The 25,387-nt window shown below is 63.2% G+C and carries 24 protein-coding genes and 1 pseudogene; 19 read left to right on the forward strand and 6 right to left on the reverse strand.

Going from position 1 to position 25,387, the window contains the following annotated elements; genetic code table 11:
* Positions 1–6: 6 nt before the first annotated feature.
* Complete coding sequence (locus tag JJB99_RS21850) at positions 7–603, reverse strand: TetR/AcrR family transcriptional regulator (protein ID WP_200494381.1); 597 nt, start codon at positions 601–603, stop codon at positions 7–9.
* A 108-nt stretch (positions 604–711) separates the two neighbouring features.
* Entirely contained in the window at positions 712–1,647 is a 936-nt protein-coding gene (locus tag JJB99_RS21855) for a hypothetical protein (protein WP_200494382.1), read from the reverse strand.
* Positions 1,648–1,927: 280 nt separating this feature from the next.
* Here JJB99_RS21855 and JJB99_RS21860 point away from each other — a divergent pair, with 280 nt between their 5' ends.
* From JJB99_RS21860 to alr, 3 genes are all read left to right on the forward strand, one after another.
* Positions 1,928–3,178 (forward strand): SAM-dependent methyltransferase, encoded by a 1,251-nt coding sequence (locus JJB99_RS21860; RefSeq protein WP_200494383.1) that lies wholly within the window; start codon positions 1,928–1,930, stop codon positions 3,176–3,178.
* Positions 3,179–3,936: 758 nt separating this feature from the next.
* Positions 3,937–5,442, forward strand: a complete 1,506-nt coding sequence (locus JJB99_RS21865; protein WP_200494384.1) for a replicative DNA helicase — start codon at positions 3,937–3,939, stop codon at positions 5,440–5,442.
* Positions 5,443–5,488: 46 nt separating this feature from the next.
* The gene (gene alr, locus JJB99_RS21870) at positions 5,489–6,766 is read left to right on the forward strand and encodes an alanine racemase (protein WP_200500244.1); all 1,278 of its coding nucleotides are present in this window, start codon (positions 5,489–5,491) and stop codon (positions 6,764–6,766) included.
* Between the two features lie 12 nt (positions 6,767–6,778).
* Here alr and JJB99_RS21875 read toward each other — a convergent pair whose 3' ends face one another.
* Positions 6,779–6,997: a hypothetical protein gene (locus tag JJB99_RS21875; protein ID WP_200494385.1), complete on the reverse strand. Its 219-nt coding sequence runs from the start codon at positions 6,995–6,997 to the stop codon at positions 6,779–6,781.
* Between the two features lie 40 nt (positions 6,998–7,037).
* On the opposite strand from JJB99_RS21875, the gene JJB99_RS21880 reads away from it, so the two are divergent.
* The 10 genes from JJB99_RS21880 to JJB99_RS21925 all read left to right on the forward strand — a co-directional run bounded on the left by JJB99_RS21880 (position 7,038) and on the right by JJB99_RS21925 (position 15,228).
* On the forward strand, positions 7,038–7,808 hold the full coding sequence (locus tag JJB99_RS21880; protein WP_200494386.1) for an exodeoxyribonuclease III: 771 nt from the start codon (positions 7,038–7,040) through the stop codon (positions 7,806–7,808).
* Between the two features lie 247 nt (positions 7,809–8,055).
* Positions 8,056–8,823: a FadR/GntR family transcriptional regulator gene (locus JJB99_RS21885; protein WP_200494387.1), complete on the forward strand. Its 768-nt coding sequence runs from the start codon at positions 8,056–8,058 to the stop codon at positions 8,821–8,823.
* 4 nt (positions 8,824–8,827) lie between these two features.
* On the forward strand, positions 8,828–9,727 hold the full coding sequence (locus JJB99_RS21890) for an NAD(P)-dependent oxidoreductase (RefSeq protein WP_200494388.1): 900 nt from the start codon (positions 8,828–8,830) through the stop codon (positions 9,725–9,727).
* Positions 9,728–9,737: 10 nt separating this feature from the next.
* A complete protein-coding gene (locus JJB99_RS21895) occupies positions 9,738–10,421 on the forward strand; it encodes an amino acid ABC transporter permease (RefSeq protein WP_200494389.1) in 684 nt (227 codons plus the stop codon).
* 7 nt (positions 10,422–10,428) lie between these two features.
* The gene (locus tag JJB99_RS21900) at positions 10,429–11,097 is read left to right on the forward strand and encodes an amino acid ABC transporter permease (protein WP_200494390.1); all 669 of its coding nucleotides are present in this window, start codon (positions 10,429–10,431) and stop codon (positions 11,095–11,097) included.
* A gap of 1 nt (position 11,098) precedes the next feature.
* Positions 11,099–11,854 carry an amino acid ABC transporter ATP-binding protein gene (locus JJB99_RS21905; protein ID WP_200494391.1) on the forward strand — a complete coding sequence of 252 codons (756 nt, stop codon included), beginning with the start codon at positions 11,099–11,101 and terminating at the stop codon, positions 11,852–11,854.
* A 19-nt stretch (positions 11,855–11,873) separates the two neighbouring features.
* Complete coding sequence (locus JJB99_RS21910; RefSeq protein ID WP_200494392.1) at positions 11,874–12,668, forward strand: transporter substrate-binding domain-containing protein; 795 nt, start codon at positions 11,874–11,876, stop codon at positions 12,666–12,668.
* 67 nt (positions 12,669–12,735) lie between these two features.
* Positions 12,736–13,182: a ribose 5-phosphate isomerase B gene (rpiB, locus tag JJB99_RS21915; protein ID WP_200494393.1), complete on the forward strand. Its 447-nt coding sequence runs from the start codon at positions 12,736–12,738 to the stop codon at positions 13,180–13,182.
* A gap of 350 nt (positions 13,183–13,532) precedes the next feature.
* Positions 13,533–14,258, forward strand: coding sequence for a sulfite exporter TauE/SafE family protein (locus tag JJB99_RS21920; RefSeq protein ID WP_200494394.1), 726 nt, complete (start codon positions 13,533–13,535; stop codon positions 14,256–14,258).
* A 91-nt stretch (positions 14,259–14,349) separates the two neighbouring features.
* A complete protein-coding gene (locus JJB99_RS21925; protein ID WP_200494395.1) occupies positions 14,350–15,228 on the forward strand; it encodes an SIR2 family NAD-dependent protein deacylase in 879 nt (292 codons plus the stop codon).
* Here the strand turns inward: JJB99_RS21925 and JJB99_RS21930 are convergent.
* A pseudogene (locus JJB99_RS21930) lies at positions 15,219–15,400 on the reverse strand (IS5/IS1182 family transposase); the annotation flags it as partial. The gene JJB99_RS21925 and the pseudogene JJB99_RS21930 overlap by 10 nt on opposite strands.
* Before the next feature lie 597 nt (positions 15,401–15,997).
* Between JJB99_RS21930 and JJB99_RS21935 the strand changes: the two are divergent.
* A complete protein-coding gene (locus JJB99_RS21935; protein WP_200494396.1) occupies positions 15,998–18,202 on the forward strand; it encodes an MASE1 domain-containing protein in 2,205 nt (734 codons plus the stop codon).
* On the opposite strand, the gene JJB99_RS21940 is transcribed toward JJB99_RS21935, so the two are convergent.
* Positions 18,114–18,776: a response regulator gene (locus JJB99_RS21940; protein WP_200494397.1), complete on the reverse strand. Its 663-nt coding sequence runs from the start codon at positions 18,774–18,776 to the stop codon at positions 18,114–18,116. The genes JJB99_RS21935 and JJB99_RS21940 overlap by 89 nt on opposite strands.
* Before the next feature lie 506 nt (positions 18,777–19,282).
* On the opposite strand from JJB99_RS21940, the gene JJB99_RS21945 reads away from it, so the two are divergent.
* Together JJB99_RS21945 and JJB99_RS21950 are read left to right on the forward strand one after the other, a co-directional pair.
* Positions 19,283–19,456, forward strand: a complete 174-nt coding sequence (locus tag JJB99_RS21945) for a hypothetical protein (protein ID WP_200494398.1) — start codon at positions 19,283–19,285, stop codon at positions 19,454–19,456.
* Between the two features lie 75 nt (positions 19,457–19,531).
* The gene (locus JJB99_RS21950) at positions 19,532–20,845 is read left to right on the forward strand and encodes an OpgC domain-containing protein (RefSeq protein WP_200494399.1); all 1,314 of its coding nucleotides are present in this window, start codon (positions 19,532–19,534) and stop codon (positions 20,843–20,845) included.
* A 212-nt stretch (positions 20,846–21,057) separates the two neighbouring features.
* Here the strand turns inward: JJB99_RS21950 and JJB99_RS21955 are convergent, their stop codons facing one another.
* Positions 21,058–21,294 carry a DUF3551 domain-containing protein gene (locus JJB99_RS21955; protein ID WP_200494400.1) on the reverse strand — a complete coding sequence of 79 codons (237 nt, stop codon included), beginning with the start codon at positions 21,292–21,294 and terminating at the stop codon, positions 21,058–21,060.
* Between the two features lie 118 nt (positions 21,295–21,412).
* On the opposite strand from JJB99_RS21955, the gene radA reads away from it, so the two are divergent.
* The 3 genes from radA to purF all read left to right on the forward strand — a co-directional run bounded on the left by radA (position 21,413) and on the right by purF (position 25,223).
* The gene (gene radA, locus JJB99_RS21960) at positions 21,413–22,858 is read left to right on the forward strand and encodes a DNA repair protein RadA (RefSeq protein WP_200494401.1); all 1,446 of its coding nucleotides are present in this window, start codon (positions 21,413–21,415) and stop codon (positions 22,856–22,858) included.
* A 168-nt stretch (positions 22,859–23,026) separates the two neighbouring features.
* Complete coding sequence (locus JJB99_RS21965; RefSeq protein WP_200494402.1) at positions 23,027–23,656, forward strand: CvpA family protein; 630 nt, start codon at positions 23,027–23,029, stop codon at positions 23,654–23,656.
* Between the two features lie 43 nt (positions 23,657–23,699).
* Positions 23,700–25,223 carry an amidophosphoribosyltransferase gene (gene purF, locus JJB99_RS21970; protein WP_200494403.1) on the forward strand — a complete coding sequence of 508 codons (1,524 nt, stop codon included), beginning with the start codon at positions 23,700–23,702 and terminating at the stop codon, positions 25,221–25,223.
* Positions 25,224–25,387: the final 164 nt, after the last annotated feature.

A 25,387-nucleotide genomic window follows, 5' to 3' on the forward strand; every position in this document is an offset into this window, starting at 1 on the left:
CTCTCCTTAGTCCTGGTTGATGCGCTCGGGCGGCACCAGCGCACGGATGGCGCAGGCTACAAGCGTCCTGGCCTCAGCGCGGGGATCGGCGCGGTCGCGCCCCGACAGGAAGGCGCGGCAAAGGATCTGCGCCGGCCCGATGAGCTGGCTGACGAACATCACCGGCGTCATCGGCAATAGCTCGCCACCGGCAACCAGCGGCGCGCGCCAACGCTCGATGCCTTCGGCGAGCCGCGCATTCTGCGCGCGCTGGGCCTCGCGCATGTCCTCGCCCCATTCGCTGCGCGATATCTCGAAGAGGTAGCGCGCTTCGCGCCGGCTGGTGACCACCCAGTCGAGATGCGACCGGATCAGGCGATCGATCCCCTGCTCGGCATCCGGGGCCGGATCGAGCGCGGCGAGCATTGCGGCGTGATAGTGCCTGAGCACCTCCAGGAACAGTGCTCCGGCGAGCTCCTTCTTCGATCCGAAGACGTGAAAGAAGCTGCCGTTCGACGTGCGCGCCTTGGCGCGGATCGCCGCCACCGTCGCAGCTTCGAAGCCGACGCGGTCGAACACGGCAAGCCCGGCCGCCAACAGATCGTCACGCACGCTCGCGGTCATCGCGCCTCCTGGAGCCATACTCTAGAGTGTTACTCTAATGGCGGTCAAGACGACACCGAAGCCGCGCCGGAGCGCGGCCTCCACAGGTCGATCGGAAAACGGGGGCTGTTACCGCGAGATCGGCGGTGCAGGCGGACCTGAGGATTCCGCCGGCGGCGGAGCCGCAGCTGTTGCGGGCGGCGCCGCTTCCTGCGGTCTGGCCGCAGGTTCAGAGCTCGCGACCGGCGCGGCCGGCTCGGTGGGCTTCGCAGCGGCTGCCGGTGGAGCCGGCGTCACCTGCGGCACCGGATCAGGCCGCAGCGCCGGAGCCTCGCTGCCGCGCGGCTCGACCTTGGCGCTGCTGTCCGGCTTGGCCTCAGCGGGCCTCTCGGGAGCCTTGCTGGTGTCGGGCCTGGTCTCTGGCTTGGCCTCGGGCTCGACCTTGGCACTCTCGGGCTTGGACTCGGCTTTCGGCTCGCTCTTCTTCTCTTCCGTGGCCGGCGCGGCATCGACCTTCGGCGCTTCCTCGGTGCCGGGCTTGCCACGACGCTTGCCTTTGCGTCCCTCAGGCGCTGCCTGGCCCTCGGGCTTCACGCCCTCCTCGGCCGGCCGTGCCGCGCGCTTTTGGCGCGCACCTTCGGTCGCGGCCGCCGCACCCTCGCCTTCAGGCTTGGCAGCTTCCTGCGAGTGCTGGCGACGACCCTGATGCTCAGGGGACTGGCCGGGCGCGGTGTTGGCTTCCTTCTCCTTGGCGCTGCCCTTCTTGCCGTCCTTGGCCTGATAGCGGGCGTCGGTCGCACCGTTGGAGACGAGGTAGGAGGCGAGGATGCCCGCCATGTCCGAGCTGGTGGTGTAGTGCTGGCGCAGGAAGCCCGGCAGCGAGCCCGGCGCCACGGACTTCAACAGTCCGCGCGGGCTTTTGTGGCACGCATTGCAGGTCTGCGCGAAAATCTGGGAGGGGCTTTTGCCGGCCTCGAGGTTCGTCGCCTGCGCAAGAACGGCATCGGCCGCGCCGAAGCCGATCAGAAGCACTACCGTCGCGAGGCTGAGCGCTCGGCTCGACATTCCCATCATCTCCATTGAATTCCGAGAGGTGCAGCCAGCGTCCGGCGCGGCGGCGGGTCACCTTTTAGCGGATTGAGCCGCGAATGGAAGCAGGCTCCGCGCGCAAGGATGTGATTAAGCGATTTTGGAATATCGGCTTTGAATACCGTGCAATAGCGGGGCAGGAACATCTTCCTTACATTTACATGCAAACGCATAGGAACCAGAGCGGGACCTGAGCGTCAGATGTGAAAGCCGGGTTGGTCGCATCTCTTCGGGTTGGCTCGAGAGGAAGGTGTCGATGGACCGATTGTTGCGTAGATTCCTGTCTCAATTCATCCGGCGCGGGTCGATGACGGTGACCAGCGCCAGCGGATCCAGATTCACCGTCGGCGATGGCTCCGGCGAGCCGGTCGCGGTACGCTTCGTCACCGCGGACGCCGAGCGGAAAATCTTCATCAATCCCGAGCTCGGGCTCGGCGAGGCCTATATGGACGGCGAGTTCGTCGTCGAGCGCGGCACCATAGCTGATGCCCTCGCCATCCTGCTCGATCAACCCGACCCGTTGCCGCAGTGGGCAAAGCCGTGGTGGCATCTGCGGTATCTGACGCGGCACCTCAAGCAATTCAATCCGCGCTCGCGCTCGCGCCGCAACGTCGCCCATCACTACGATCTCGACGCCAGGCTCTATTCGCTCTTCCTCGATGCCGACAAGCAATACAGCTGCGCCTATTTCGAGACGCCGGAGACCACGCTCGACGATGCACAGCTCGCCAAGAAGCGGCACATCGCAGCAAAGCTGCTAGTTGGAAGCGGCCAACGCGTGCTCGACATCGGTTGCGGCTGGGGCGGGCTCGGGCTCTACCTCGCCGAGATCGCCGGCACTGACGTCACCGGTATCACGCTATCAACAGAGCAGTTGCAGGTCGCCAATTCACGTGCCGCCGAAAAGGGCCTGAGTGGATCGGCCAGATTCCTGCTCGAGGACTATCGCGACATTGACGGGCCGTTCGACCGCATTGTCTCTGTCGGCATGTTCGAGCATGTCGGAGCGAGGTTCTACGACACCTACTTCCGCCGCTGCGCCAAACTGCTGAGCGAAGACGGCGTCATGCTGCTGCACTCGATCGGCCGCTCGCAGGGACCGGATTCGACCAATCCGTGGATCGCCAAGTACATCTTTCCCGGCGGCTACATCCCCGCATTGTCCGAGGTGCTGCCGGCGATCGAACGCGCGGGCCTCCTGGTCTGCGATATCGAGATCCTGCGCCTGCATTATGCCGAGACCCTGAAGGCCTGGCGGGAGCGCTTCATGGCGCGGCGCGAGGAGGCCGTGCAGCTCTACGACGAGCGCTTCGCGCTGATGTGGGAGTTTTATCTCGCAGCCTGCGAGATGACCTTCCGCAAGCAGGCCATGATGAATTTCCAGATCCAGCTGACCAAGCGCCAAGGCGTGGTGCCGATGACCCGCGACTACATCGCGCGCGAGGAAGCCCGGCTGCGGGCGCTCGAAGGCGGCGCCAAGCCCAGGCTGAAACTGGCTGGTGAATAAGTCTTAGTGACGCAGGGTCGAGATCGGGGAGGACCGGAAAGACGCAGTCAATGCCAACTGCGCCCGCAGTTCCACAATGACCTCGGGTGCGACCGGCTGGCGGCGGATCTCCGGGCGTTCGGCGTGCTGCATCGCGGCAATCAGGCCTGACAGCCAAAGCCGGGTACCGGCCTCGCTTCGCCACCGATGGTGCTGCCGTTCTGGCCGCATAGCTGCCTCGTTCCCTTATTGGCGGGTTGCGGGAGACAACCCCCTGCCCGTCTGCCCGTTCCGGACATGCCCCGAAAGAATCCGGGGAGATGTGATCTGCTTCACATTGGTCTGGTCGGCTCTGGCTTAGACCGGCGCCATGAGCAAAGAGACCCAAACCTCATTCGACGTGCAGGACGACCTCCGCACCGATTACGCCCTGATCGCCACCGGCGTCGGAGCGGCCCTGGTAGCGCTGGTCTACCTCCTGCTGGTCTGAAACCGACCCGAGAGCTCCCAGCATGCGCTTTTCCGCGTGCTTCTCGATACGTCTGCGCCCCAATCCATAAGGTTCATGATTTCAGGATTTTTCCGCGGCATGGTCGCGGCCGCCTCCGGGACGGGCGGAGTTCCACAAAAATCAGTCAAGCACGGCGCATGCTGCGGCCGCTAATCATCCACCGCTTTTAAGATCGGTTGATAGCGGCGAGCTTTTACTTCCGCTTCGGCCGGAGGCGGCGCTTTATCCCGGCCCCGCATCCGCCCCAGAAAATTGCTATCGCTCGACCATGGCCCTGACTGATTCGAACGTTCTCAAACTCGCGCCCGAGCCCGGAACTCCCGCCTATCGGAGCGCACCGCACAATATCGAGGCGGAACAGAGCCTTCTGGGCGCGATCCTGGTCAACAACGATGCCTTCTACCGCGTCTCCGACTTCCTGGAGCCGAAGCATTTCTTCGAGCCGCTGCATCAGACCATCTATGAGACCGCCGGCAGCCTGATCCGGATGGGCAAGATCGCGACGCCCGTGACGCTGAAGACGTTCCTGCCCGCCGACACCGATGTCGGCGGCATGACCATCGGGCAATATCTGGCGCGCCTCGCCGCCGAAGCGACCACCATCATCAATGCCCAGGACTATGGCCGCACCGTCTACGACCTGTCGCTCAGGCGCGATCTGATCGGGATCGGCGAGGACATGGTCAATGTCGCCTATGATGCGCCAGTCGATTTCCAGCCCCGCGCGCAGATCGAGGATGCCGAGCGAAAGCTTTACGAGCTCGCTGAATCCGGCCGCTATGACGGCGGCTTCCAGAAATTCTCGCAGGCGCTGACGGTCGCGGTCGATCTCGCGGCGAAAGCATTCCAGCGCGACGGAAAGCTGTCGGGCATCTCCACCGGCCTGCGCGACCTCGACACCAAGATGGGCGGCTTGCAGCAGTCCGACCTCATCATCGTTGCGGGCCGCCCCGGCATGGGCAAGACGTCGCTGGCGACCAATATCGCCTACAACGTCGCACAGGCCTATGTGGGCGAACTCCAGGCCGACGGCACCATGAAGGCCGCCAATGGCGGCGTGATCGGCTTCTTCTCCTGCGAAATGTCGGCCGACCAGCTCGCCACCCGTATCGTGGCGGAGCGCACCGGCATCCCCTCCTCCCACATCCGTCGCGGCGGCATCACGGAAGCCGATTTCGAGAAGATCCGCCAAGTCTCCATCGAGCTGCAGTCGCTGCCGTTCTATGTCGACGCGACCGGCGGCCTTTCGATCGCGCAGCTGATGGCGCGGGCGCGCCGGCTGAAGCGGCAGAAGGGGCTCGATCTCCTCGTGATCGACTACATCCAGCTCTTGTCCGGCTCGGGCAAGCGCGCCAGCGACAGCCGCGTGCAGGAAATCACCGAGATCACCACCAGCCTGAAGGCGCTGGCCAAGGAGCTCAACGTTCCCGTGATTGCACTGTCGCAGCTCTCGCGCCAGGTGGAATCGCGCGACGACAAGCGGCCGCAGCTCTCCGACTTGCGTGAATCGGGCTCGATCGAGCAGGACGCCGACGTCGTGCTGTTCGTGTTCCGCGAGGAATATTACCTCGCGATGAAGGAGCCGCGCCCCGGCACCGAGGAACACGCCAAATGGCAAGCCGATATGGAGCGTACGGCGGGGCGCGCCGAAGTCATCATCGGCAAGCAGCGCCATGGTCCGACCGGCACGGTCGAGCTGCACTTCGACGCCTCGGTCACGCGCTTCGGCGACCTCGCGCATGACGGCCAGATCCCGGATCGCAGCGATTACTGAGTTCCTTGAACAGAAACGCCCTCTTGCGTAAAACGGCGCCATGACGATGGCGTCCGACCCGAAACTGATCCCGCAATCCGGCCTTCTCTCCGCGGAGGCCAATCAGGCTGCCGCGCTCGCCAGCTTCGGCGGCGTGCTCACCGTCGACCTCGACGCGATCATCGCCAACTGGCGCAAGCTCGAGAAGACGGCGGTGCCGGCCGAATGTTCGGCGGTGATCAAGGCCGATGCCTATGGCTGCGGCGCCGAGCAAGTCGCGCGGGCGCTGAACAAGGCCGGCTGCAAGACCTTTTTCGTCGCCACCATCGAGGAAGCCCGCAAGGTGCGTGGTGCCGTGCCGGAGGCCGCGCTCTACGTGCTCGGCGGCTATTTCCAGAACACCGGCGAGCACTATGCCAGGATCAACTGCCGGCCGGTGATCGGCGATCTCAACGAGCTCGCCGAGTGGGACGTGTTCTGCCGCCGCACCGGCTGGTCCGGCGGCGCCGCGATTCACATCGACACCGGCATGAACCGGCTCGGGCTGACGCTGTCGGAGGCGCAGGCCATCATCCCCCGCATCAATGCCGGCGATCATGGCATCACGCTGGTGATGAGCCATCTGGTCTCGGCCGAGCAGCTCAACAGCCCGGTGAACGCGAAACAGCTCGCTTCCTTCCGCGCCATCGCCAGCGAATTCTCCGGCGTGCCGGCCTCCCTCGCCAATTCCTCCGGCATCTTCCTGGGCGCGCCCTTCCAGTTCGACCTGGTACGGCCGGGCGCGGCGCTGTACGGCGTCAATCCGACGCCGGAGGCCGACAATCCGATGCAGCAGGTGGTCGACCTCAAGGCGCGCATCGTGCAGGTCCGCAATGTCGAGCGCGGCGACACCGTCGGCTATGGCGGCACCTGGAGCGCACGGCGGCCGACCAAACTGGCGATCATCGCGGTCGGCTATGCCGACGGCTATTTCCGCGCCGCCAGCTCGAACGACGGCACCCGCGGCGCCGAGGTGGTCGTCGCAGGCAAACGCTGCCCCGTCGCGGGCCGCGTCTCCATGGACTTGATCGCGATCGACATCACCGATCTGCCGCCGAACGCGGCGCGACGCGGGCATATGGTCAGCCTGCTCGGCGAAGGCATTACCGTCGACGAGCTCGCGCATCATTTCGGCACGATCGGCTATGAGGTGCTGACCAGCCTCGGCCGCCGCTACGCCCGAGTCTACAAGGGCGGCAACGTGGCGGAGCCGCTGGCAAAGCCGGCGCAGGCGGAGGCGGCCGAACAGCCGCCCTCACCGCCTCGGGTCGAGCAGCCGGCAAATCCGCCACCGCTGCCGAGCTGATCTATCGGCCGCTTACTTCTTCTTCCTGTTGTCCAGTGCCGCCTTGCAGGTGGCGCTGAGCTGATCGCGCTTGCCATTGAGGCATGCGACGATGCCGCCGCCCGGCGCGATGCCGGCGCAGAATTTGTCATAGTCCGCCTTGCACGCACCGCGCGGATCGGACGATTGTGCCGAAGCGACACCGGAGAACGCGACAGCGGCGACGATGGCGGCAAAGCTCAACTTGGACATTGTATCTCCGGTATGGGGCGGCAGGAGCCGGTAGCTCTACATGAAGATTGCGACATTCAACATCAACAACATCAACCGCCGCCTGCCCAATCTGCTGGCCTGGCTGCGCACAGCGAAGCCTGATGTCGTCGCGCTTCAGGAGTTGAAGGCAAGTGATGGCGAATTTCCGGCGGCCGCGATCGAAAAGGCCGGCTATGGTGCGGTGTGGCGCGGACAGAAGACCTGGAACGGCGTCGCCATCCTCGCCCGCAACGTCGAGCCTGTGCTAACCCGCGACCGCCTGCCGGGTAAGCCTGAAGATCGCGAAGCGCGCTACATTGAGGCCGCCGTGCGCGGCATCATCGTCGCCAGCATCTACCTTCCCAACGGCAATCCGCAGCCGGGGCCGAAATTCGACTACAAGCTCGACTGGTTCGCGCGGCTCAAGCGCCACGCCAAGACCCTCATCAAGCAGGATCTGCCCGTGGTGCTCGCCGGCGACTACAACGTCGCGCCCACCGAGATCGACATCTATCCGACGCGCTCATGGGACAAGGATGCGCTGATCCAGCCGAAGAGCCGCGCGGCCTTTGCCTCGCTCGTCGCACACGGCTGGTGCGACGCGATCCGCGAGCTGCATCCGGACGAGCGCATCTATACCTTCTGGGACTACAAGCGGAACCGCTGGCCGCGCGATGCGGGCCTGCGGCTCGATCATCTGCTGCTCAGCCCTGCCCTCGCCCCGCGCCTCGCCAAGGCCGGCGTCGACAAGACGGTCCGCGGCGAAGATGGCGCGAGCGATCACGCGCCGGCGTGGGTGGTGTTGCGGTAACGGCCCTCACCACAAATTCTTCGGCCCTTCCCGCGCAAGTGAGCGTGCGGACCGTGCGGGGTCTTAGGGCGGCCCAACAAAATACGAAAACAACCCCATGCACAGTAGCCGGCACGAGCCGATTCAATGGCTTGGCACACGCCGCGCGAAGAATCCCTCCCTCGGTCAGCTCGATCTTCGCCCTCTTGACCTTCGCCTCTTGGTCAGCATACTGGCATGACCAAGATCAGACCAAACCGGGACGGGGATGGAGCTCAAGCGAGCCGCCGAAGGCGAAAAAGGCTTCGAGAAAGTGTTCGCCTTCCTGCGCGAGCGCCTGCTCGCGGGCTCGCTCAAGCCCGGTGACCGCCTGATTTCCGAGCGCGAGCTGGCGACGCTTCTCGGGGTCAGCCGGCCGATCGTCCGCGAGGCTCTGCGCGCCCTCACCGTGCTTGGGATCGTCGAGATCCGCGACCGCATCGGCACCGTCGTGACCCGCCCTGATGTCTCGGTGCTGAATGACTTCTTCACCTTTGCGCTGGCCCAGCAGGCGGACATGCTCGACGACGTCATGCAGGCGCGCGTCGCGATCGAATGCCAGGCGATCCGCCTCACCTGCGAGCGCGCCAACATTGCCGATTTCGAACGCCTCCAGCGCGCGCTCGCCAAGATCGGCGAGACGATCGACGAGCCGGATGCAGGGGGCATGGCCGATTTCGAATTCCACCGCGCCATCGTCGTAGCCTCGCATTCGGAGACGCTGACGGTGCTGCACAGCTCGATGGCGGGCCTGCTGACGCATTCGCATCGCAGCCGCCGCGAACTGGTGCAGGCTTTCCCATCGATGAAGAATTATCTGATCGACGATCACCGGCGCATCTTCGAGGCGATCATCGAACGCGATCCGGAGCGTGCGGACGCGACGCTGCGCAAGCATTTTGCCATCGGCGACGAGTACCGCAGGCGGGCCATCGTCGGCGACATCGACAAGACCAGCGTCTCACGCCGATCGCTGACTAACCAAGAAACGGACTGATGACATGGGACGGAACGACAAGGGCATTGTGGGATTCATCGGCATCGGCACAATGGGCCGCGAGATGGTGCGCAATCTGCTGGTGGCCGGCCACGTCGTGCGCGCTTTCGATCTCAACGAAGCCGCCCTGTCCGATAGCGTCAAGGAAGGCGCGAGGCGCGCCACGAGCCCCGCCGATGCCGCGCAAGGCGCCGACATCGTCATCACCATGCTGCCCGATACGCCCCATGTCGAGGCGACCATCTATGGCGAGCACGGCCTCCTGAAGTCGCCGCCAGCAGGCAAGCTGATCGTCGACATGAGCACGATCTCGCCGGTCGCGGTCCGCCGCATCCATGCCGATCTGCAAAAGACCGGCGTCAGCTTCATCGATGCGCCCGTCTCGGGTGGACCGGTCGGCGCGAAGAACGCCGCGCTCTCGATCATGGCCGGCGGCGATGCAGCCGCCTTCGCCCAGGCCGAGCCGTTCTTCCGCGCAATGGGCACGACCATCACCCATGTTGGCGCATCCGGCGCCGGCCAGACCGTCAAGCTTTGCAATCAGCTGATCTGTGGCATCAACATCCAGGCGATCTGCGAGGCGCTCGCGTTCGGTCGTGCCTCTGGCCTCGATCTCAACCTGCTGCGCAAAGTGTTGCTCGGTGGCTCCGCGGCCTCCTGGATGCTCGACAAGCTCGGCCCCGCGATGATCGCGGGCGACGTCTCCGCCGGCTTCCGGATCGATCTGCAACTCAAGGACCTCCGCCTGGTGCAGGAGCAGGCCCAGGCGCTGAACGTGCCGCTGCCCGGCACCGCGCTCGTCACCAGCCAATACGTCGACGCGCGTGCCCATGGCGAAGGCAACAATGGCAACCAGGCGCTGTTCCGCGTCTATGACCGCATGACCAACCAGACCACCGGCTGACCTGACGGCGATGAGCCTCCAACTCGACTTTCCCGCGGTGCTGGAGCGTTGGCCGAGCTTTCTGGCCGGTGCCGCCCTCACGCTGGAGCTTGCTGCGTTCGCCACGGTGCTGGGCGCCCTGCTCGGCACGCTCGCCGCGGTCGGGCGCGGCACGCACAAACGGCTGATCGCCGTTGCCTGCACGGTTTATGTCGAGACCATCCGCAACACACCGCTGCTGGTGCAAATCTTTCTGGTCTATTTCGGTCTTGCCTGCCTGGGTTTGAAATTCTCCGCCTTCACGGTGGCGGTGGCTGCGCTGACCATCAATGTCGGTGCCTACACCGCCGAGATCATGCGCGCCGGCTTCGAGGCGATCCCGCGCGGCCAGATCGAGGCCGCCGAAGGGCTCGCTTTGTCGCGCCTTCAGATCTATTGGCACATCATCCTGCTGCCGGCGATCGAGAAGGTCTATCCGGCGCTGACCAGCCAGTTCGTGCTGTTGATGCTGGCCTCCTCGGTCTGCTCGCAGATCTCGGCGGAAGAGCTCACCGCGGTCGCCAACTACATCCAGTCGGACACTTACCGGGCGTTCGAGACCTACATCATTGTGGCCGTGCTCTACGTCATCCTGTCGCTGGTGATGCGTGCCGGCTTCTGGGGCCTTGGCCTCGTGCTGTTTCCGCGCCGGCGCCGGCTCGGCACGCCGTTGTGAGATGAGCATGGGCGGACATCTCAACATCAATCATCTGATGTTCCTCGGCCAGGGCGCATTGTGGACCATGGGCCTGTCGGTGATCGCGCTCATCGGCGGCGGCATCGTCGGCTTCGTGATCGCGCTGGCGCGGATCTCACCACTCAAAGCGGTGCGGATCGCCAGCGCCATCTATGTCCAGCTGGTCCAGGGCACGCCGCTGCTCGTCATCTTGTTCCTCGGCTATTTCGGCCTCGCCGCCATCGGCCTCAAGGTTTCGCCACTCACCGCCGCCGGGGCCTCGCTGACGCTCTATGTCGCCGCCTATCTCGGCGAGATCTGGCGCGGCTGCATCCAATCGGTGCCGAAGCCGCAATGGGAAGCTGCCGAAGGCCTGGCACTGAGCCGGACGCAGCGCATGATGAAGGTGATCCTGCCGCAGGCAATCCGCATCGCGACGCCCCCGACCGTCGGCTTCATGGTTCAGATCATCAAGAACACCTCGCTCGCCTCGGTGGTCGGCTTCGTCGAGCTGATGCGCTCGGGCCAGATCGTCAACAACTCGCTGTTCGAGCCGTTCGCCATCTACGCCATCATCGCCCTCACCTATTTCGCCATGTGCTATCCCCTCTCCCTGTTCAGCCAAAGGCTGGAACGGCGGATGGGGCGTGGCAGGTCCAACCTCGCGCCAGCCTGACATGCAGCAAAATCCTTCCTCCGAACCGATTGTGTCGCTCCGCGACGTGCAAAAGAGCTTTGGCCCGCTCCGGGTGCTCGATGGCGTCTCCTTTGCCGTCCAGCGCGGCGAGGTGCTGGCGCTGATCGGCCGCTCCGGCTCCGGCAAGAGCACGGCTCTGCGCTGCATCGACCGGTTCGAGAAGGTCGACAGCGGCGAGATCGTCGTGTGCGGGCACCGCGTCGACCGTCCCGACGTGAACTTGCGCGCACTGCGCCAGGACGTCGGCATCGTCTTCCAGAGCTACAATCTGTTTCCCCACCTCACGATCGAGCAAAACATCACGCTCGCGCCCTGCGCGGTGAAGGGCATGACCTCCTCGCAGGCCAAGGAGCTCGCGCGAAAAGTGCTGGCGCAGGTCGGGCTCGAGGAGAAGCTGCACGCCTATCCCGAACAGCTTTCGGGCGGCCAGCAGCAGCGCGCCGCGATCGCACGTTCGCTCGCGATGCAGCCGAAGGTGATGCTGTTCGACGAGGTCACCTCGGCGCTCGATCCCGAGCTCACCGCCGAAGTGCTGAAGGTGATCGAGCAGCTCGCGGCAGACGGCATGACCATGGTGATGGTCACCCACGAAATGGGCTTTGCCAAAGGCATCGCCGACCGGATCGTCTTCATGCATCGCGGCAAGGTCCACGAGACCGGACCTGCGTCGATCCTGACATCGCCGACGACCCCCGAGCTCACGCAATTTGTGGGCACTGGAAACCTAAAATCATAACAGGAGAGGAGAACTAGGGATGACAACCAAGACACTGCTGGGCACCGCCGCCGCGCTGCTGGGACTCGTCATGGTCGCGGCCACGCCGGCATCGGCCGATCTGCTCGACGACATCACCCAGGCCAAGAAGATCCGGATTTCGACCGATCTCGCCATCCCGCCCTCGGGCATGATGGATAGCAGCATGAAGCCGACCGGCTCGGATGTCGAAGTGGCGCAGCTGCTCGCCAAGGACTGGGGTCTCGAGCTCGAATTCGTCCAGACCACCGGCGCGACCCGTATCCCGAACGTCCTCACCGGGAAGGCCGACATCATCATCTCGACCCTGTCGGTGACGGCCGAGCGCGCCAAGGTGATCGACTTCACCAAGCGCTACGCGACCCTGCAATCCGACGTAGGCTGCCTGAAATCGTCGTCCGTGAAGGACTGGTCCGACCTGAAGGATAAGCCGATCGGCGTCTCGCGCGGCACGACGCAGGACACCACCCTGTCCAACATGAAGGACAAGGGCCTCAAGATCGCCCGCTACGATGACGACGCCACCATGGTGACGGCAGCCGTCTCCGGCCAGGTCGATTGCGTCGCCTCGTCCGCGACGATCATCAACCAGATCGGCGTGAAGAACCCATCGCGCGTGTTCGAGTCCCGGATTCCGCTGGCAACCTTCGACCTCGCCATCGGCCTGAAAAAGGGTGAGCAGCGCCTGATGGACAAGCTCAATGCCTGGATCACCGAAAACGTCAAGAACGGCAAGCTCAACGCGATCTACAAGAAATTCCACGGCGTCGATCTGCCGCCCGAGATGCGTAGCTGAACCACAGAGAAACCGTGACAGCCGCTCTTCGGCTGTCACGGTCAATGCAAATTAAGAAGGACATCACATGCGTCTCGTCATCGGATCCGACCACGCCGGCTGGCCGCTCAAGCAGACCGTCATCGACCACATCCGCAAGCTTGGCCACGACGTCCTCGACGTCGGCTCCTATGACGACAAGCCGGTGGATTTTCCCGACATCGCCCGTGCGGTCGCCCAGAAGGTGACCTCGGGCGAGGCTGCACGCGGCATCATGGTGTGCGGCACCGGCGTCGGCGCCTCGATCGCCGCCAACAAGATGAAGGGCATCCGCGCCGCGGTCTGCCACGACGTGCATTCCGCGCATCAGAGCGTCGAGCATGATGATGTGAATGTCATGTGCATCGGCGCGCAGATCGTTGGTGCCTGGCTCGCGGTCGACCTCGTCTCCTCCTATTTGTCCGCCGAATTCTCCACCGACGAGGATTTCCGCCGCCGGGTCGAGAAGCTGCGGGTGATGGACGAGCAAGGCTGACGGCCTGCGCATCTTCCGTCATTGCGAGGAGCGCTTCGCGACGAAGCAATCCAGAGCCTTGCCTCGGAGGGAGCCTGGATTGCTTCGCTGCGCTCGCAATGACGGGTTGGCAATATCCCGGACTCAGCGCAGCACTCCCGGCGATGCGAAGCATCGTCCGGCGTGATGGCTGCAGAGCCGGGACCTATGCAGCAGCTGACTGTGTGGCTTGCTGGGTCCCGGCTCTGCGCGGCAGCGTTGCACGCTGCAGCGCGTCCGGGACACGAGAGGGTCGATAGCGGAACAAGAACGCCGCCATTCACGCATCCCCCTCCTCCGGCTAGACTGCTCCGATTCCTGGAGCTCCGCCCTTGGCCTTCCTCTTCGTCCTCACCGTCGGCCTCATCGCCGGCACCATCTCGGGCATCGTCGGCACCGGCTCGTCGATCATGCTGATGCCGGTGCTCATCTCGGCCTATGGACCGAAGGAAGCCGTGCCGATCATGGCGGTCGCCTCCGTGCTGGCGAACTTTTCGCGCATTTTGGCCTGGTGGCGCGAGGTCGACTGGCGGGGCTGCGCCGCCTATTCCGTAACGGGCATTCCGGCCGCAGTGCTCGGCGCGCGGACGCTGCTGGCGCTGCCTGCACACGCCGTCGATCTCGCCATCGGCATCTTCCTGATCGCGATGGTGCCGGTGCGGCACGCCCTGGCGCGGCACGATCTCAAGGCCAATCTCTGGCATCTGGCGACCGGCGGCGCCGTCATCGGCTATCTCACCGGCATCGTGGTCTCGACCGGCCCGCTGAGCGTGCCGCTGTTCCTGTTCTACGGCCTGTCCAAGGGCGCCTTCCTCGCGACCGAGGCCGCCTCCTCGCTCGGGCTTTATTTCGCGAAGTCCGTGACCTTCGAGCGCTTCGGCGCGTTGACGCAGCAGGTCTTCATCAAGGGCCTGATCGCAGGAGCCTCGCTGATGGCCGGCGCCTTCATCGCAAAACGCTTCGTGCTGCATCTGAAGGCGGACGTGTTCCGCCTGTTGATGGACGCGATCATGATCGCAGCCGGGCTCTCGATGCTGTGGAACGCCACGCAGGCGTGAGGCTCCCGCTCTGCGGAGGTGCCGAGTGCCGAGCGACTGAACCGATCGGCCCCACGCAGGAACCCGCAGCGCATCCGCTCATTTGTCCTGGATGGACGACCGGAGCAGAGAACTCGCAGACGAGCGGCCGACATACGACGTGCTGGCCGGTGCAATACGGCAGCGGCGCGCAATTCTGTTCGTCGGTGCGGGGGTTTCGATGGCCGTTGGCCTGCCGTCCTGGCAGTCGCTCATCGACCACCTGCTTGATGATCTCGGCCTCGAACCCGGCGTCATCGACGGCATGCACGGCGGCTATCAGATGCTGGCGGAGTATTACCGGCTGAAGCGCGGCGGCATTGGCCCGCTCCGCAGCTGGCTCGACCGCAACTGGCGGGTCGATCCGGAGAAGATCGCAGCGTCGCAGCTTCACAAGCTGATCGTCGAGCTCGATTTTCCCATCATCTACACGACGAATTACGACCGCAATCTGGAAACGGCATTCGATGTGCTCGGCAAGCCCTATGCCAAGATCAGCAACGCCAAGGAGATCGCGAGCGCTCCTGCCGGAGTCACCCACATCATCAAATACCACGGCGACTTCGACGATGACGCCTCGCTGGTTCTGACCGAGACCGACTTCCTCAATCGGCTCGCATTCGATTCGCCGCTCGACGTCTGCTTTCGCGCCGACGCGCTCGCCAGCACCCTCCTGTTCATCGGATACAGCATGTCGGATCCGAATATCCGGCTTCTGCTGCACCGGATCTGGCAGACATGGGAAGATTCCGGGCACCGCCACGACCGGCCGAAATCCTTCGCCTTCGTGGCGCGGCACAACCCCGTGCAGGCGGCCGTCCTGGCGAACTGGGGCATTACGCCAATCGCTGCGCCTGACGATGTGACGGCCGATGAGGGCCTCACCGAATTTCTGCGGGAGATCGGCAAGCGCCTCGATAGGAAGACCCAGGGCGAGGAGGTGGACTCATAACGCGCGGCGAGCGATAGCCGGAAGATGCGAGTTGGACGGGGATAACGTCGTTTCCCGCAAGCCTGTCGCAGGGCGTCGCCACACGACGACATTGTCTGATCCTGTTGAAGGACCGTTCGACCTCTTTGCGAGCGCGATAAAGCTACGGGCTGAAGCAAATCGGATCGCCGCGGTAAGGCGCACAATTGCGGCTAAATGTCTCGCCCCGCTCTCGTCGTAGCAGGGGACGGCATAGTTGCCGCGTCGCTGTCGCGACCGGAGTCACAAGCCGATTTTCCTGCGCCTCGTTTCATGTGAACTGACACGATTTGCTGCATCAACTGGCAGAGAGCGCGTGAATGAATGCTGGCTCGATAAGATCGACGGTGGGCGGTGCCGAAGCGCAGAGCTTGTATCGTTGAGATTCAGGATGCACTGGTTGTGCCAACCGTACTTACGCTTACAAAGTCGTGAATTGAGTTTGCCGTTCATCGGCTCATCCTTTGCCTTCGATCAGGTCGTCTCTTGTCTGACTTGAGGAATTTTTAGAACGGAGCTGGCGCAGTCCTCAACGCATTAGCCAGCCCACCCTGACATCTTTCAGCGCGCTCCGAGGTAATCGCCGTGTTGCGCGTGCGGTCCACTACCGCTCATCGAAGTTCCGGCGCGGCACGCGTCCGGTCGCAGACACTGGTTTGTTCGCGAGGTACTTTCGACCACGTAGGCTTCTGCGGCCACGCAAAAAGTCAGCCATGGTGGACGACCTTATTGCCAAGTCAAAGTGTTAACGATGTCCGATCCACGATTTTTGATTCCGGAGGCAAGTTCCTGCCGAAGCATTAGCTATGCCGGGGATCTGGTCGCAATTGGAGCGATCTATTTCGCCCTGGCAAAAGGCGGCCTTGCCCTCGCCTCTATTCATCCCAGCGCAACGCCAATTTGGCCGCCGACGGGCGTCGCGCTGGCGGCGGTGCTGTTGCGGGGATATCGGATTTGGCCCGCAATTTTTACAGCGGCGATGGTCGCCAATGCCACGACGGCCGGCTCGGTTGCCACCTCAGTTGCTATTGCAACCGGCAACTCTCTCGAAGCGATTGTCGGCGCTTATCTCATCAATCGGTGGTCGGGCGGCCGTAACACATTTTCAACGCCAAATTCTGTCGCAAAGTTTGCTCTGATTTGCGTCGTAATCGCGACGCCGATCAGCGCAAGCATTGGACTAACGAGCCTCGCAACCGTCGGGTACATCGAACCCAAGAATTTCGCCGACGCCTGGATCACATGGTGGCTGGGAGATGTGACCGGCGCGCTGGTGATTGCCCCGGTTATTGTGCTTTGGGCAGCAGGCCACCATTATGCTTTCAGCCGCAATGAGTTTTTGGAGACGGTCGGCGTGCTCGCGACAGCGGCGGTACTTGGCCTAATTGCCTTCAGCCCCCTGATCGAGCAAACGCCAGGCCGAGATCCGCTAGGTTTTCTTGCGATCTTGCCAATGTTATGGGCGGCACTGCGCCGCGGTCCGCGCGACACCGCAACGGTCGCGCTGGTGCTTGCGGGCACCACGATTTGGGGGACGCTCATGGGCGGCGGCCCCTTCACGAGCGGAAATCTCAATTCTTCGTTCCTGCTGGTGCTGATGTTCTTGATCAGTATTACCGTTCCAAGTCTCTTGCTCAGCGCCGACGTGGAGGCACGCAAGAAAGCGGAGGAAAGTCTGCGCCGCGCACAGATCGGACTCGAGCACAACGTCGCAGAACGCACGCAAGAACTGGAGCTCGCCAACGCCGCAAAATCACGCTTTCTTGCCATGGCAAGCCATGATTTGCGGCAACCGTTACATGCACTGGGCTTGTTCGTTGCCCAGCTGCGCACGCCGCTCAATTCGAGGGAGAGGACAAAGACGATCGAACGGGTCGATGCAGCGCGCAAAGAAATGGATGAAATGTTCAATTCGCTCCTGGATATCTCCAGGCTCGATGCCGGGATGCTTACTCCGAAAATTACCGAATTTCCAATCGCGCACCTGCTGCAAAAAATTGAGACGACCTTTGATCAGGCGACGCGAGAAAAAGGCCTGGAGCTACGCATCAGGCGAAGTAACGCCTGGGTGCGGAGCGACGCCATGCTGCTCGAACGCATACTGCTCAATCTGGTATCCAATGCCGTCCGCTATACGTTGCAGGGCGGGATCATCGTCGGATGCCGTCGGCGCGGCGAAAGGTTGCGCATCGAAGTGTGGGATACCGGCCCCGGCATTCCTGAGGATCAGAAGCAGAACATCTTTGGCGAGTTCTATCAAGTTCCCGCCCAAGAGCGGAACCGGTCCGGCGGCCTGGGGCTTGGCCTTGCCATTGTTGACAGGCTGCGCCTCCTTCTCGACCATCAAATCGACTTAGCTTCGAGAGTGGGGCGAGGTTCGCGCTTCGCGATCGAGCTTCCGATGGTCGATGAATGTGTCACGTCCACCGTACCCGTTGACTCCCCGTACCCCGGAGCCTTCGCAGCCGAAGGGAAGCGCATTCTAGTTATTGCTGACGCTCCAATGGTGAAGGAGGGAACGGGCGGATTGCTCGGCAATTGGGGATACTCCGTCCTTACCGCCGGATCCGACGAAGCTGCACTTATGCGAGTTGCTCAGCGCCAAGAACGCCCCGATCTTATAATCTCGGACTATCATCTTGCGAACGGAAAGATCGGAATCCGCGCAATTGAACAAATCAATGCGGCGTTCGATTCCTCAATTCCAGCTATTCTGATCAGCGGCGATACGGCAGCTGAACCGTTACGTGACGCCAACGAGAAGGGATTATTTTGCTGCACAAGCCTGTTGAGCCAATGCGGCTCCGCGCCGTTATGCACGAACTCTTTAGGGATCATGGAGGATAGGAGCGGACGCCGGGGCAATTTTATGATTCAGATTTTGGCGGCAACTCCCAGCCCATTTTTCCTACCTTTATTATCGCTTCGGCACGACTCGCTACACCGAGCGCCTTGAGAACGGCCGTGATGTGGTTCTTCACTGTCGGTACTGCCATATTGAGTGTCTTGGCAATGACCTTGTTGCTTCTTCCCTTCATGAGGAGCGCAAGCACCTCAATCTGTCGATCGGTCAACCCGATGCCCTTGAAAGAGTCGCGCGTCGCTGGCTCAGCTATAAGCCGAAGACTCCTCGTTTCTTCCAGCATTTGTGAGGGAATGTAAACGCCGCCAGAGAACACCAACTTGATAGCGTTGAGTATAACCTCACGTTCGGTGGTTTTCGGGATGAAACCCAGAGCACCAAGTTTGAAAGCGCGCTTGACTGTGTCTTGATCGTCCGATGACGAGAGAATGACGATAGCAATGGTCGCATAGCGCTGACGCAGTTCGCGGAGAACAGAAAAACCATCTCGATCGGGCAAATTGATATCAAGCAGAATGAAGCTGATGTCCGGATGTTCCTCGACGATGCACATTGCCTGCTGGCTGTTCGAAGCTTGAAAAATGACTGCCTCTCGGTTCAGTTGCTTCAGAACAGAGTGCAAGGCCTCGCGAATCAATGCGTGATCGTCAACAATCAGGACCTTCATAAAAAGCTCTCCGTTATCCTGCACGGAGATCCAATTTAGAAATCATACACCCACCTTCAGGTCTTTGGCGACACGAAGGTGGCCGAGGATTGGCCCCCGAACCGCCTATCCCTGACCCGATCAGCGGTTCCGCCAGGCACTCAGGGAGCTAAAGGGCGTCGTGTCACGCAATACAACAGCAAGAAAAGCGAGTGCGGACCACAAGGGGTCTGCGCGAGTCGGCCTCCCTTGGCCTGTGCGCAATGGTGACATTGCCTATGATGTGGACGTCAGAGCAAGCCGAGAGCGTGCGATACCTTGATCATAGGACCAAGGGATCTCTCAATGTGGACCTCGGGCTGATTTACAAGCTGTGCCGGTTGAACGATGCTCCTTCACGACCCGCCTCACCGCCAAGAGTTTCTGCCAAGCGCCACCTTACGATCGTTATCGCAATCGCGTCATGGCTCGGTTCGGCGTGAATCAACTCCAGACTGCCGCGTTGTTATGATTCGCGGTGTGGTCGGATGTTTTTCTCGGCATTGGCTTTCCCAACAGGTTCAGAGGGGATTGCAAAAATGATGATGCCCAAAATTGCTGCTGCCATTGTCGGCCCTGCTACCGGTGCCGGGCTTCTCATCGCACTCGCACCGGATTTCAGCGCCGATTTTGCTCTCGCGGTTATCGCGTACTTTTCATAGCCGTAGAGAGCCGGGCTTCTGTCGCTCTTGATCGTTCCTCTTGGAGACGGCTCGCACGCCGGACGGGGCAATCAGATGCATGATCGAATTGCCACCCCGAAGCCATTGGCAAACGCGCAGCCGAAGCTGAAAGGCTCCGGTCGCGATCTGCGAATTGATGCCTGCCGCGGCATCGCGCTCTGGTGCATCTTTCTCGACCATGTTCCCAACAACATCGGAAGTTGGCTGACGCTGCGGAACTACGGCTTCAGCGATGCCGCGGAAGTGTTCATGTTCGTCTCGGGTGTGACCTGCGCACTGGCCTACGGCAAGATATGGCGCTCCGAGGGCTGGCCCGGCCTGCTGAGGCGGACGCTGCGGCGAAGTTGGGATATTTATGCCGCATTTCTGCTGCTCACGCTCTCCTGTGCGATCCTGGTTTACCTCGCAGGCGGGGACCGTCTTGCCGACGAGAGCAATACGCGCATTCTGTTGGACCAGCCAGGCGCGACGCTCATGCACGCGGCAATCCTGCAATACTGTCCGGTAAATACCGACGTGTTGCCGATCTTCGTGCTTCTTCATCTCTTATTCGCGCCGCTGCTGTGGCTGCTGCTGCGAGTGCCGAATGTGATGCTCGGCGCCTCGCTGGCGCTTTATGCCCTGGTGCATGTATTCGGCTGGACGATACCGGCGTGGCCGAGCGGCCACTGGGCCTTCAACCCTCTGGCCTGGCAGCTGCTTGTTGTACTTGGCGCGTGGTGGACGATCGAAGGCGAGAGAGTGCAGCCATGGGTGACGTCACGCACGGCGCTTGCGCCTGCCGCTCTCTATCTGGTGTTCAGCCTAATCATCGCATTGAGCTGGAGGATCAAACTATTGGACGGGATGGTCCCGCAGGCGCTGCTGAAACTGTTTTATCCCATGGATAAATCAAATCTCGATCCATTCCGGCTATTGCATTTTTTGGCCCTTGCGATTTTGGCGGCATGCTTGGTGCCTCCCAATCGGCGAGGGTTGACGGCGCCAGTGATGCGCGGTGCGATTCTCTGTGGCAAGAACTCGTTGCCGATCTACTGCCTCGGCGTTCTGCTTACGCTCGCCAGCGTCCTGGCGCTGCTCGATGTCTCGGAAGGGCTGGCGATGCAGATCGCACTCAGCGTTGCTGGCGTCCTGATGATGATCGTGGCGGCGACGCTGCTGAACTTGATCAAGAGCAAATCGAGTCAGCAGCTAACCGTCGCAGCGCCTATGAGTGTACGCGCCGAGCAAGAAGGCTGGCGCGCCGCCGGCTGGCGCGCCTGGAGTCGTTTCGCCGAGGGCCACGCGCATATGGACCGGCGGCCAGAACCTCGTCAGCGATTTCCGGTTTGCGGAGGGGCAAGCCGAGCCAGCAGCCCGACCTCCTAGACGAATTTGGTCGGGCTCAAGGGGGATGGGCGTCGCCGAAGCCTGCAGCCATGGCGGCCAAGGGTACGACAGCGACGGTTCCGATCGGAATGGAGCTTCTGCTCATGACGAGCCTCTCGCGCGGCCTGAACATCGCAGGGGTCGCTTAGTATCAAAATCGCGCCCGATCGTTTGGGCGTGGGTATACGGCCCAGGCCAAATGCCGCCATCGGTCACCGGTATCCTCTCCAACGGCGCGCATAAGCATAGCGCGGATTGATGCCGCAATAGGCATTGGTTCCCGATGCGCTCGCCATGCACTGCGCATAGCTGGCGAACTGACAATTGCCGGGATAGCCCCAAATTCGGCCCTGAAGGCAGTAACGGTCTTGGGCGGCCGCGGGTGTGGACATGCCGAAGGCCGCCACGGCGATCGCCACCGCGGCAGCTGCGAGAATTGAATGTTTCATGAGATGCTCCAGATTTCGATATTGAACGCCGGTTTGGAAGCCGCGTTCCTAGGCGCGGCCGTCGCGCCGCTTCATTCCGTGCTATGAGTAGAGTCGATCCCATCGACTCACTGTCCCCATGGCCAAATCCACCCTTTCCTTCGTCTGCCAGAACTGCGGCGCGGCCTATAACCGCTGGCAAGGCAAGTGCGAGTCCTGCGGCGAATGGAATACGCTTGCCGAGGAGGACACGACCGGCAGCGTGCCAGTCTCGATCCGCTCCAGGCGCAAGGGCCGGACGTTTGCGCTGGAGAGCCTGTCGGGAAAGACCCAGGACGCCCCGCGCCTCTCGTCCGGCATGACCGAGTTCGACCGCGTCACCGGCGGCGGCTTCGTCCGCGGCTCGGTGCTGCTGGTCGGCGGCGATCCCGGCATCGGCAAATCGACGCTGCTGACGCAGGCGACCAGCCTGCTCGCGCGTGCCGGCCACCGCATCGTCTACATCTCCGGCGAAGAGGCGATCGCGCAGGTGCGGCTGCGCGCCGAGCGGCTCGGCCTGTCGGATGCGCCGGTGCAGCTCGCCGCCGAAACTTCGGTCGAGGACATCGTCTCGACGCTGTCGGAAGGCGCCGTCCCCCGGCTGATCGTGATCGACTCGATCCAGACCATGTGGACCGACACCGTGGAATCCGCGCCCGGCACCGTCACCCAGGTGCGCGCCTCGGCGCAGGCACTCATTCGTTTTGCCAAGAAGACCGGCGCCGCCATCATCCTGGTCGGCCACGTCACCAAGGACGGCCAGATCGCCGGCCCCCGCGTGGTCGAGCACATGGTCGACGCCGTGCTGTCGTTCGAGGGCGAAGGCTCGCAGCAATTCCGCATCCTGCGGGCCGTGAAAAACCGCTTCGGCCCGACCGACGAGATCGGCGTGTTCGAGATGACGGGCCTTGGCCTGCGCGAGGTCACCAACCCTTCGGAACTGTTCCTGTCCGAGCGCGATCTCGGCACCCCAGGCACCGCAGTCTTCGCGGGCATCGAGGGCACGCGGCCCGTCCTGGTCGAATTGCAGGCGCTGGTGGCGCCGACCTCGCTCGGCACCCCGCGCCGGGCCGTGGTCGGCTGGGACCCGAGCCGGTTGTCGATGGTGCTGGCGGTGCTGGAGGCCCATTGCGGGGTCAAGCTGTCGGGCCACGACGTCTATCTGAACGTCGCCGGCGGCCTGCGCATCCATGAACCGGCGGCCGATCTCGCTGCCGCGGCGGCTCTGGTGTCGTCCCTGGTTAATGCGCAGTTACCCACCGATGCGGTCTATTTCGGCGAGATCTCGCTGTCCGGCGTGGTGCGCCCGGTGGCGCAGACCCCGGCCCGGCTGAAGGAAGCCGCAAAACTCGGCTTTCAGCGCGCCGTGCTGCCCGAATCGGCCCGTGGCGAGGCAGGTGGCGACGCCGGGCTCGCGCTCAATGCGATCAACAGCCTGACGACCCTGGTGGCCGAGATCGCCGCCCGCGGCTCACGCCGGGGCGAATCCAGCGGATCGGCAGAGAAAAATGCCACACCGGCAAGATTCCGCCGCGGAGAGGGCTAGGCGGAGGTGACGTCCTTCGCCCTCGCCGCTATACAGCCGTCACAAAAGCAGCATGGGATTGCGTGGTTGCGGCCTTGCCGGGAACGCCGTCTGGTCCTCACTTAGGGCCACGGCCAAACACCGATTCGGCTAGAGCACCTTCGACGTACGAGCGGACCAGACCAGCCGATGCCAGTAACACTCCTCGACCTGATCCTGCTCGGTGTGATGCTGGTCTCGGGCCTGCTCGCCATGGTCCGCGGCTTCATGCGCGAAATTCTCTCGATCGCGGCCTGGGCTACGGCGGCGATCGTGACGCTCTACTCGTTCCCGAAGCTGCTGCCGACCGCCAAGACCTATTTCAACAACGACACGGTCGCGAGCGTGGTGGTGGTTGCCGGCGTGTTCGTCGGCACCCTGGTCATCGTGTCCGTGATCACGGTCCGGATCTCCGACATGATCCTGGATTCGCGGATCGGCGCGCTCGACCGCACCTTGGGCTTCCTGTTTGGCCTCGCTCGCGGGCTTTTGATCGTGGTGGTCGCGTTCCTGTTCTTCACCTGGCTGGTGCCGGACAAGCAGCGCCCGGACTGGGTCACGGGAGCCAAATCCCGCGTGGTGCTCCAGGGAACCGGAGATTGGCTGATGGCGCTCTTGCCGGACGACCCCGAAAACACCATCTTGAAGAGATTCAAGAAAAACAAACCAGATGATGATCAAGCTGATTCCGAGCAGCCGCCTTCGGGCAGCGGCGACGGCTACAGCAAACCGGCTCGTGACAGCCTGAAGAAGCTGATCGAGAAACCTGCGGCACGTTGATTGGGCCAAGAGGCCATCGAGCCAACAGAGAGGCGCGGACGAGATGCGACACCCTGACCAGGACGCCCAGCTTGATCTCGACTTGAACAGGCCCTCTGGCCCAGCCGCGATCGAGCTACAGGACGACCTGGAGGGAGACACGCTGCGCGAGGAATGCGGCGTTTTCGGCATCTACGGCCACCCGGATGCAGCCGCCATCACCGCGCTCGGCCTCCACGCCCTCCAGCACCGCGGCCAGGAGGCCGCCGGCATCGTCTCCTACGACGGCAGCCGCTTCCACTCGGAACGCCGGCTCGGCCTCGTCGGCGACACCTTCTCCCGCCGCGAGGTAATCGACCGCCTGCCCGGCAACATGGCGGTCGGCCATGTCCGCTACTCCACCACCGGCGCCACCATCCTGCGCAACGTGCAGCCGCTGTTCGCCGAGCTCAATGCCGGCGGCCTTGCGGTTGCCCATAACGGCAATCTCACCAACGGCCTGACGCTGCGCCGCGAGCTCGTGAAGCACGGCGCGATGATGCAGTCGACCACCGACACCGAGGTGATCCTGCACCTGGTCGCACGCTCCAGGCGCGCCCGCTTCATCGAGCGCTATATCGACGCGCTGCGCGAGATCGAGGGCGCCTATGCGCTGGTCTCGCTGACCAACAAGAAGCTGGTCGGCGCGCGCGACCCGCGCGGCATCCGCCCCTTGGTGCTCGGCGAGCTCGACGGCTGCCCGATCCTGACCTCGGAGACGTGTGCGCTCGACATCATCGGCGCACGCTTCATCCGTGACATCGAGCCGGGCGAAGTCATCGTGTTCGACGAGAACGGCCAGGACATCCACAAGCCGTTCCCGCCGATGGCGCCGCGCCCCTGCATCTTCGAATACATCTATTTCTCCCGACCGGATTCCATCGTCCACGGTCGCTCCGTCTACGAGGTGCGCAAGGCCTTCGGCGCGCAGCTGGCGCGCGAGAGCCACGTGCCGATCGACGTCGTGGTGCCGGTGCCGGATTCCGGCGTGCCCGCCGCGGTCGGCTACAGCCAGCATTCCGGCGTGCCGTTCGAGCTCGGCATCATCCGCAACCATTATGTCGGCCGCACCTTCATCCAACCGACCCAAGCGATCCGCGAATCCGGCGTGCGCATGAAGCATTCGGCCAATCGCACTGCGATCGAAGGCAAGCGCATCATCCTGATCGACGATTCGCTGGTGCGCGGCACCACCTCGAAGAAGATCGTGCGCATGATGCGCGATGCCGGCGCCAAGGAGGTGCACTTCCGCCTCGCTTCGCCGCCGATCCTCTATCCCGATTATTACGGCATCGACCTGCCCGACCGCGGCGGCCTTTTGGCCGCGACGCATTCGCTGGAGGAGATGCGCGAGCTCATCGGCGCCGACTCGCTCGCCTTCCTGTCGATCGACGGCATGTACCGCGCCATGGGCGAACCCGGGCGCGACCCCGCCAATCCGAAATTCTCGGACCACTGCTTCACGGGCGCCTATCCGACCCATCTCACCGACCAGACCCAGACCGAGCCGCAGCCGCGGCAGCTGTCGCTGCTGGCCGAGGCGAGCTGACGCCGAAGGCGCCATCCTGGGGCGATGCGCAGCATCGAACTATGGTGCGCAATTGCGCACCTGAGGATCTCGAGATTCCGGGTCTGGTGCTCCGGGCGGCTTCGCGGTCCCGTTCGCGCCATCCCGGAATGACGGCGTGGTGGGGCTTGCTCCAGCCGTCCACG

This window comes from Bradyrhizobium diazoefficiens, from assembly GCF_016616235.1.
Lineage (GTDB): Bacteria > Pseudomonadota > Alphaproteobacteria > Rhizobiales > Xanthobacteraceae > Bradyrhizobium > Bradyrhizobium diazoefficiens_H.